This window comes from Streptomyces sp. NPDC054975 (genome assembly GCF_053609105.1).
In genome coordinates this window covers 120195-129089 of the sequence record NZ_JBSGWV010000017.1, presented here as the reverse complement: position 1 = coordinate 129089, position 8895 = coordinate 120195, and the positions used below count along the sequence as shown (strand labels likewise).

General features: G+C 73.7%; 4 protein-coding genes. All 4 read left to right on the top strand.

Features of this window, described 5'->3' with window-relative positions; translation table 11 throughout:
• Window positions 1-232 precede the first annotated feature (232 nt).
• Entirely contained in the window at window positions 233-1813 is a 1581-nt protein-coding gene (locus tag ACWF79_RS18015) for a DUF7059 domain-containing protein (RefSeq protein ID WP_453729066.1), read from the top strand.
• 210 nt (window positions 1814-2023) lie between these two features.
• Window positions 2024-2221, top strand: a complete 198-nt coding sequence (locus ACWF79_RS18010) for a hypothetical protein (RefSeq protein ID WP_361956649.1) — start codon at window positions 2024-2026, stop codon at window positions 2219-2221.
• Window positions 2222-2459: 238 nt separating this feature from the next.
• Window positions 2460-5309 carry a type I DNA topoisomerase gene (gene topA, locus ACWF79_RS18005; RefSeq protein ID WP_453729065.1) on the top strand — a complete coding sequence of 950 codons (2850 nt, stop codon included), beginning with the start codon at window positions 2460-2462 and terminating at the stop codon, window positions 5307-5309.
• 149 nt (window positions 5310-5458) lie between these two features.
• Window positions 5459-8863 (top strand): dTMP kinase, encoded by a 3405-nt coding sequence (gene tmk / locus ACWF79_RS18000; protein ID WP_453729064.1) that lies wholly within the window; start codon window positions 5459-5461, stop codon window positions 8861-8863.
• The last annotated feature ends 32 nt before the right edge of the window (window positions 8864-8895 follow it).

Sequence of the window (8895 nt, the reverse complement as noted above, 5' to 3'; positions counted from 1 at the left end):
AACACCCCGGGGGGCGGGGCCACAAACAGCCGGTTGTGGCGCCGCCCGCCCCGCCCCCCGGCGCACATCCGGGGTGGGCCCCCCCCCCGCCCCCGGCCCCCCCGGGGCCTCTTCACGCCCCTGCGCATCGCCCCCGGCCCGCACGCGCGCGTGGAGGCCCTTTCCCGAGCCGGGACTTCGGGGCGGGCGGGGCTGACGAGGCATTGTCGGTGGCGGCGGCCACAATGGTGGGGTGAGTACGACCAGCCTGACCTCCCGCCTCCCCGTGCCCGCGCGTGCCGCCCGGCTCCGCGAGGCCCTGCTCGCCGCCGACTTCACCGCCGACGGCCTGCTCGAACTGCTCGGCGCCTCCGCCTACGCCGCGCTCGCCCGCAGCGAGACCGTGCCCGCGCTGCGCGCCACCCGGGGGGACTCCGCGCTGGAGACCCTCGTGCGGCTCTTCCTCCTCCAGCGCCCCGTCTCCCGCGCCCGCGCCGCCGCCGCGCTGCCACTGGAGGAGTGCCTGGAGGACGGCTGGCTGGTCCGCCTCACCAAGGACGGCGACCAGGAAACCGGGGGCCTGGCGGACGACGGCCTGGAGGACGGCGACCAGGAGGTCGGGGCCGCCGTCGACGTCCGGCCGTACGGCGGGCCGGACGGGCAGGACTGGTTCATCGTATCCGACCTGGGCTGCGCCGTCGGCGGCGCCGGTGGCATCGGCAGCAAGGACGAGGGCGTCGTCCTCGGCGTCGGCGGCGCCTCCACCACGCTCGCCGGCATCACCGTCCGTACGCCGGTGTCCTCCGCCCTCGACCTCGGCACCGGTTCCGGCATCCAGGCCCTGCACGCCGCCCAGCACGCCACGCTGGTCACCGCGACCGATCTGAACCCGCGCGCCCTGGACTTCACCCGTCTCACCCTCGCGCTCTCCGGAGCCCGCGAGGCCGAGCTGCTCCAGGGCTCGCTCTTCGAGCCGGTCGACGGAGACACGTACGACCTGATCGTCTCGAACCCGCCGTTCGTCATCTCCCCCGGCGCCCGTCTCACCTACCGCGACGGAGGGATGGCCGGCGACGACCTGTGCCGCACGCTCGTGCAGGAGGCCGGGGAGCGGCTCAACGACGGCGGATACGCCCAGTTCCTCGCCAACTGGCAGCACGTCGAGGGCGAGGAGTGGCAGGACCGGCTGCGCTCCTGGGTGCCGCGCGGCTGCGACGCCTGGATCGTGCAGCGCGAGGTCCAGGACGTCACGCAGTACGCCGAGCTGTGGCTGCGGGACAGCGGCGACCACCGGGCGGACCCGGCGGAGTACGCGCTGCGGTACGGGGCGTGGCTGGACGAGTTCGAGGCCCGGGGGACCAAGGCCGTCGGCTTCGGCTGGATCACCCTGCGGAAGAACGCGGCGGTGGCCTCCGGCGCGGTCGAGCCGTCGATCGTGATCGAGGAGTGGCCGCACCCCGTCGAGCAGCCGCTCGGCGACACCGTGGTCGCCCACTTCGAGCGCCAGGACTATCTGCGGTCGCGCGACGACGCGGCCCTGCTCGCCGACCGCTTCGTCCTCGCGCCCGAGGTCGTGCAGGAGCAGGTCGGACTGCCGGGCGCCGAGGACCCGGAGCACGTGGTGCTGCGGCAGAACCGGGGCATGCGGCGCGCGACCAAGGTGGACCACGTGGGGGCCGGTTTCGCGGGCGTCTGCGACGGGACGCTCAGCGCGGGCCGGATCCTGGACGCGATCGGTCAGCTGATGGGCGAGGACCCGGTGCTGCTGCGGGACCGCACCCCGCAGGCCATCCGGCTCCTCGTGGAGGAGGGCTTCCTGATCCCGGCGACCTGATCCCCGTCTTCTCGAGGTGACCCCCGACACGCCCCGCCGTCGGCGAGGGGGCGAACGAGGCGGCCGGGGGTGGGGCACTACCGGCCATCTTCGTGAACCCGTACGGGACGGTCCGCGTCGTTCACCCGGAATTCGCGTCAGGGATGCCGGGAGGTGCCAGCCTCGGCCTTCAAGGACCACCAGGGCCTGTGAAGGGAACGGGGTACGGGCATGGAGAGCGGGCCTGCGATCTTCGCCGGAACGGCGTTCGCGCTGTTCGGAGCGGCACTGCTGCTGTGGACGGGTGTGCGCGTGGCGCACGGCGAACCCGTCGCGCAGGGGGTCGCCACACGGGTCGCCGCCACGCTCACGACGATCTTCGGACTGGGCTTCCTCCTCCTCGGGGTGTGGTGCTTCGGGCGGGTGTGACGAGGTCGTTCCGCTTGGCCGCGCCCCACCGGACCGGGAGTCCGGGCGGCAGGAATGCCAGGAGTCGGGTTACCGTTCGAGTGGCCGTTGCGGGCTTTCGCCGTTTGACACGGGGGCGGGTTGTACCGTCACACTCCGCAGCGACGGCAGCGTCACCGTCCGTGCCGCCGCTGTGCGGACCGGGCGGAGCGCCTGCGCCGTACGTGCCACCGAGCGTCGACCGGAGAGAAGAGCGAAGTTGTCCCCGACCAGCGAGACCGCACAGGGCGGCCGCCGACTCGTCATCGTCGAGTCGCCTGCCAAGGCGAAGACGATCAAGGGCTACCTCGGCCCCGGCTACGTCGTCGAGGCGAGCGTCGGGCACATCCGCGACCTCCCCAGCGGCGCCGCCGAGGTGCCGGAGAAGTACACCGGCGAGGTGCGCCGCCTCGGCGTCGACGTCGAGCACGACTTCCAGCCCATCTATGTCGTCAACGCCGACAAGAAGGCGCAGGTCAGGAAGCTCAAGGAGCAGCTGGCCGGGGTCGACGAGCTCTTCCTCGCCACCGATGAGGACCGCGAGGGCGAGGCCATCGCGTGGCACCTCCTCGAAGTCCTGAAGCCCAAGGTCCCGGTCCACCGGATGGTCTTCCACGAGATCACCAAGGACGCGATCCAGGAGGCCGTCCGCAACCCGCGCGAGCTGAACAAGCGCATGGTGGACGCCCAGGAGACCCGCCGCATCCTCGACCGCCTTTACGGCTACGAGGTCTCGCCGGTGCTGTGGAAGAAGGTCATGCGCGGCCTGTCCGCCGGCCGCGTCCAGTCCGTCGCCACCCGGCTCGTCGTCGAGCGCGAGCGCGAGCGCATCGCCTTCCGCTCCGCCGAGTACTGGGACCTCACCGGCACCTTCTCCACCGGCCGCGCCGGCGACCCCTCCGACCCGTCGTCGCTGGTCGCCCGCCTGAACACGGTCGACGGCGCGCGGGTCGCGCAGGGCCGTGACTTCGGCGCCGACGGCCGGCTGAAGACCGCGAACGTGCTCCACCTCGACGAGGAGAAGGCGCGGGCGCTCGCCGCCTCGCTCGCCGACACCTCGTTCGGCGTCCGGTCGGTCGAGTCGAAGCCGTACCGCCGCTCCCCGTACGCCCCGTTCCGTACGACGACCCTCCAGCAGGAGGCGAGCCGGAAGCTGGGCTTCGGCGCGAAGGCGACCATGCAGGTCGCCCAGAAGCTGTACGAGAACGGCTTCATCACGTACATGCGTACGGACTCCACGGTCCTCTCCGACACCGCCGTCTCGGCGGCCCGCGCCCAGGTCACGCAGCTCTACGGCGCCGACTACCTGCCGGAGAAGCCGCGTGTCTACGCGGGCAAGGTCAAGAACGCGCAGGAGGCGCACGAGGCGATTCGCCCTTCGGGTGATCGTTTCCGCACCCCGGCGGAGACCGGTCTGACCGGCGACCAGTTCCGGCTCTACGAGCTGATCTGGAAGCGGACCGTCGCCTCCCAGATGAAGGACGCGAGCGGAAACTCGGTCACGGTGAAGATCGGCGGCCGGGCGGCCGACGGGCGGGACGTGGAGTTCAGCGCCTCCGGCAAGACGATCACCTTCCACGGCTTCATGAAGGCGTACGTGGAGGGGGCCGACGACCCGAACGCCGAGCTGGACGACCGCGAGCGCCGGCTGCCGCAGGTGGCCGAGGGCGACGCGCTGTCCGCCGAGGAGATCACGGTCGACGGCCACGCCACCAAGCCGCCGGCCCGCTACACCGAGGCCAGCCTGGTCAAGGAGCTCGAAGAGCGCGAGATCGGCCGCCCGTCGACGTACGCGTCGATCATCGGCACGATCCTGGACCGCGGCTACGTCTTCAAGAAGGGGACGGCGCTCGTGCCGTCGTTCCTCTCCTTCGCCGTGGTCAACCTCCTCGAGAAGCACTTCGGCCGGCTCGTCGACTACTCCTTCACCGCCAAGATGGAGGACGACCTCGACCGCATCGCGCGGGGCGAGGCCCAGGCCGTGCCGTGGCTGAAGCGCTTCTACTTCGGTGAGGGCGAGGCCTCCGCCGCGGGCGGCGCCGCGGACGCCGGGAACGGCGACGGCGACCACCTCGGCGGTCTGAAGGAGCTGGTGACGGACCTCGGCGCGATCGACGCCCGGGAGATCTCCTCCTTCCCGGTCGGCGACGGCATCATGCTGCGCGTCGGGCGGTACGGCCCGTACGTCGAGCGGGGCGAGAAGGACACCGAGGGCCACCAGCGGGCGGACGTGCCCGAGGACCTCGCGCCCGACGAGCTGACGGTCGCGTACGCCGAGGAGCTGCTGGCCAAGCCGAGCGGCGACTTCGAGCTGGGCGTGGACCCCGTCAGCGGCAACCAGATCGTCGCGAAGGACGGCCGGTACGGCCCGTACGTCACCGAGATCCTGCCCGAGGACACCCCGAAGACCGGCAAGAACGCGGTGAAGCCGCGGACGGCCTCGCTCTTCAAGTCCATGGCGCTCGACACCGTGACGCTGGAGGACGCGCTCAAGCTGATGTCCCTGCCGCGCGTGGTGGGCACGGACGCGGAGGGCGTCGAGATCACGGCGCAGAACGGCCGGTACGGCCCGTACCTGAAGAAGGGCACGGACTCGCGCTCGCTGACGGACGAGGAGCAGCTCTTCACGATCACGCTGGAGGAGGCGCTCGCGATCTACGCGCAGCCCAAGCAGCGTGGCCGGGCGGCCGCGAAGCCGCCGCTGAAGGAGCTGGGCACCGACCCGGTCAGCGAGAAGCCGGTGGTCGTCAAGGACGGTCGCTTCGGCCCGTACGTGACCGACGGCGAGACCAACGCGACCCTGCGGACCGGGGACAGCGTCGAGGACATCACGCCGGAGCGCGGCTACGAGCTGCTCGCTGAGAAGAGGGCCAAGGGGCCGGCGAAGAAGACGGCCAAGAAGGCGCCCGCGAAGAAGACGGCCGCCAAGAAGGCCGCTCCGGCGAAGAAGACGGCGGCCAAGAAGACGGCCGCGAAGAAGACGACGGCGAAGACCGCGGCGGCGAAGACGACGACGGCGAAGACCGCCGCGGCGAAGAAGACGGCAGCCGCCAAGAAGACGGCGGAGTAGAGCGCCGCACTTCGTAAGCCGCGTCTTGTAGGCCGCACCTTGTAAGGGGCGGGGGTCATGGACCCTCGCCCCTTACGCGATTCCCGGGCTCCCGACGTTTGTTCGGACGGGGGCCACGGGGAGTCAGAGGGTCCGGATAGGGTGGACGGATGACGCGAGCAGAGCAGCCAGACTCCGACGTCGCGCTTGTCGCAGACTCCAGGGAGCGTGCCGTACGGGCGCTTTTGCGCCACCCACCCTTGCGACGGTTGTGGAGCGCGCAGTTGGTCGGTGGGACGGGTGACGCACTTGCCCTGCTCGTCCTGGTGCTGCTGGGCCATCAGGCCGCCGTCTCCGAGGGAGCCCTCGGCGGCGGGGTCCGGGGTGCCGCGTTCGCCGTGGCCGCCGTGATCGGCGCCCGGCTGCTGGCCTCGGTGCTCTTCGGGGCCGTTCTGCTCGGCCCGCTCACCACACTGACCGGCCCCGGCGGCCCGCTCGACCGGCGCTGGACCATGATCGGGGCCGACGGCCTGCGGATCGCGCTGCTCGTGATCGCGCCGCTGTGGATCGACTGGGTCCCGGCCAGTGCCCTGTGGTTCCTGCTCGGCACCGTCTTCGTCGCGGGCGCCGCCGAACGGCTGTCGACCGTCGCCCGCGAGGGCGCGGCCCCCGCGCTGCTGCCCGCGCCGCCGCTGGAGGGCGCGGCCGTACGTCCGCTGCCCGACCACCTCGACGCGCTGCGCCGGCTCTCGCTGCGGACGGGCTTCCTGGCCGTCCCGGCCGCGGCCGCCGTGCTCCTCGCCGCCACCCTGCTGAGCAACCTGCTGGGCGCCGGCATCGACTGGTTCACACTGCATCAGGCCGCCCTCGGCTCGTACGTCGCCGCCGGCCTGTTCGCCGCCTCCGTCTCCGTCCTGTACTTCGTCGAGCTGTCCGGCGGGCAGACCCCGCGGCCGCGCTCGCCGCTGGAGGGCCTGCGCCGCCCGACGGCCGAGAAGGGCCGTACGGGCGCGGTCGGACTGCTCGTCATCTCCTGCGCCACGGTCGCCGGAGCCGTCGCGGCAGCCGCGGCGGTCGCCGTCCTGCACGCGTACGACCTCGGCGGTGGCCCGGTCACCTTCGCGCTGCTGATCCTCGCGCTGAGCGGCGCCACCGCCGTCGGCATCCGTACCGCCGGTTCCGTGCTCACCGCGCTCTCCCGCCGCCGGCTCCTCGCCCTCGCGATCGCCCTCACCGGGATCGCGCTGCTCGCGATGGGCCTCGTGCCGGACACGGCCACGGTGCTGCTCCTCGCCGTACTCGTCGGGTACGCGGCCGGGGTCGCCGCCAACACCGGCCACACACTCGTCGACCAGGAGACCGAGGAGGCCCGGCGCCCCCGGGTCACCGAGCACCTCCAGGCCGTCGCCCGGGTCGCCATGGCCGTCGGCGCGCTCGGCGCACCGCTGCTCGCCGCCGCGATCGGGCCGCACCGGCTCGCGTCGGGCAGCTTCGTCTTCGCCCACGGCGGGGCGGCGTTCACGCTGATGCTGGTCGGCGCGCTGCTGCTGCCCGTCGCGGCCCTCGTCCTCGCCAAGACCGACGACCGGGCCGGCGTACCGCTCCGCCGCGACCTGCGCGACGCGCTGCGCGGCGCCGACCCGGTGCAGGCGCCCGCCCCGACCGGCTTCTTCATCGCCCTGGAGGGCGGCGACGGCGCCGGTAAGTCCACCCAGGCCGAGGCGCTCGCCGAGTGGATCCGCGCCAAGGGCCACGAGGTCGTCGTCACCCGCGAACCGGGCGCCACCCCGATCGGCAAGCGGCTGCGCTCGATCCTGCTCGACGTCTCCAGCGCCGGCCTCTCGAACCGCGCCGAGGCGCTGCTGTACGCGGCCGACCGCGCCGAACACGTCGACTCGCTGGTCAAGCCCGCCCTGGAGCGGGGCGCGGTGGTGATCACCGACCGGTACATCGACTCGTCCGTGGCCTACCAGGGCGCCGGGCGCGACCTGTCGCCGACCGAGATCGCCCGGATCAACCGCTGGGCGACCGGCGGGCTCGTCCCGCACCTGACCGTGCTGCTCGACGTCTCGCCGGAGGCGGCGCGGGAACGGTTCACCGAGGCCCCGGACCGCTTGGAGTCCGAGCCGCCGGAGTTCCACGCGCGCGTGCGGGCCGGTTTCCTCGCCCTCGCCGCCGGTGACCCCGGCCGCTACCTCGTCGTCGACGCCGCTCAGGAGCCGGAGGCGGTCACCACCGTCGTACGGCACCGGCTTGACCGGATGCTGCCGCTGTCCGAGGCCGAGGTGAAGGCCCAGGAGGAGGCGCGGCGGAAGGCCGAGGAGGAGGCCAGGCGCAAGGCGGAGGAGGAGGCCGCGCGCAAGGCCGAGGAGGAGCGGCTGGAGCGCGAGCGCCAGGCGCAGCTCGCCAAGCTCCGGGCCGAGGAGGAGGAGCGCAGGCGCCAGGAGGAGGAAGAGGCGCGGCGCCGCGAGGCGGAGCGCCAGGCCGAGGAGGCCCGCCGCCGCGCGGAGGAGGCCCGGCTGGCCGCCGAGGAGGAGCGCAAGCGGCGCGAGGCCGAGGAGAAGGCCCGCCGCGCGGAGGAGGAACGCCGCCGTAAGCAGGCCGAGGAAGAGGCCCGGCTGCGCGCGGAGGCGGAAGAACGCCGCCTGGAGAAGCAGCGCAAGGCCGAGGAGGCCCTGCTGCGCGCCGAGGAGGCCCGTCGTCTGGCCGAGGCCGCCGCCGCGAAGGCGGCGGAGGAGGCGGCACGGAAGGCCGCGGCGGAGGCCGCGGCCGCCGCCGAGGCGGAACGGGCGGCCGAGGCGGCGCGTGCCGCGGAGGCTGCTGAGGCCGCTGAGGCCGCGCGGGTTGCTGAGGCGGCGCGTGCGGCGGAGGCCGAGAAGGCGGCGCGGGCGGAGAAGGCCGCCGAGGCCGCGCAGGCGAAGAAGGCGGCGGAGGCCGCCGAGGCCCGACGCCGGGCCGAGGCAGAGGAGGCCGCGCGCGAGGCGCGCGCGGGCGAGGAGTCGGCGAACGAGATCACGGTCGCGACGCCGGTCGTCCAGTCCGACGCACGGCCCGAGGACGCACGGCCCGAGGACGCGCGGCCTGGTGACGCACGACCCGCCGTCCGGCCCGACGACGTGACGCAGACCGTGCCCGTCGTCTCCCCGAACGAGGTCACCGTCCCCACGCCCGTCGTGCGGCCGGACGCTCCTCGGCCCGAGGAGGAGACCACGGTTCTCCGTCCGGTCCGGGACACGTCCCGCGACGCGGAGGAGACGACGGTGCTGCCTCAGGTGCCGGCCGCCGACGAGACCGCGGTGCTGCCTCCCGTACGGGGCGCGGACCCGGCCGACCGGGTCCCGCCGGGCATCTTCCGCGACGAGCGGGCCGGGTCCGAGCCGACCGGGTCCGAGTCGGCCGGGTCGAACGACCGGACGCGCGAGCTGCCCCAGCTCGACGAGCAGGGTCGCCCGAAGCGCCGCTCCGACTGGGCGGAGGAGACCCCGCTCGACGACCTCCCGAGCCTGGCGGACGAGCTCCTCGGCCCGCACGACGACGAGAACGACGGCCGCGGCCGCCGTCGGGGCGGTCGCTGACGCGCCGTCCCGGCGACGGACGGGGGTGTCGG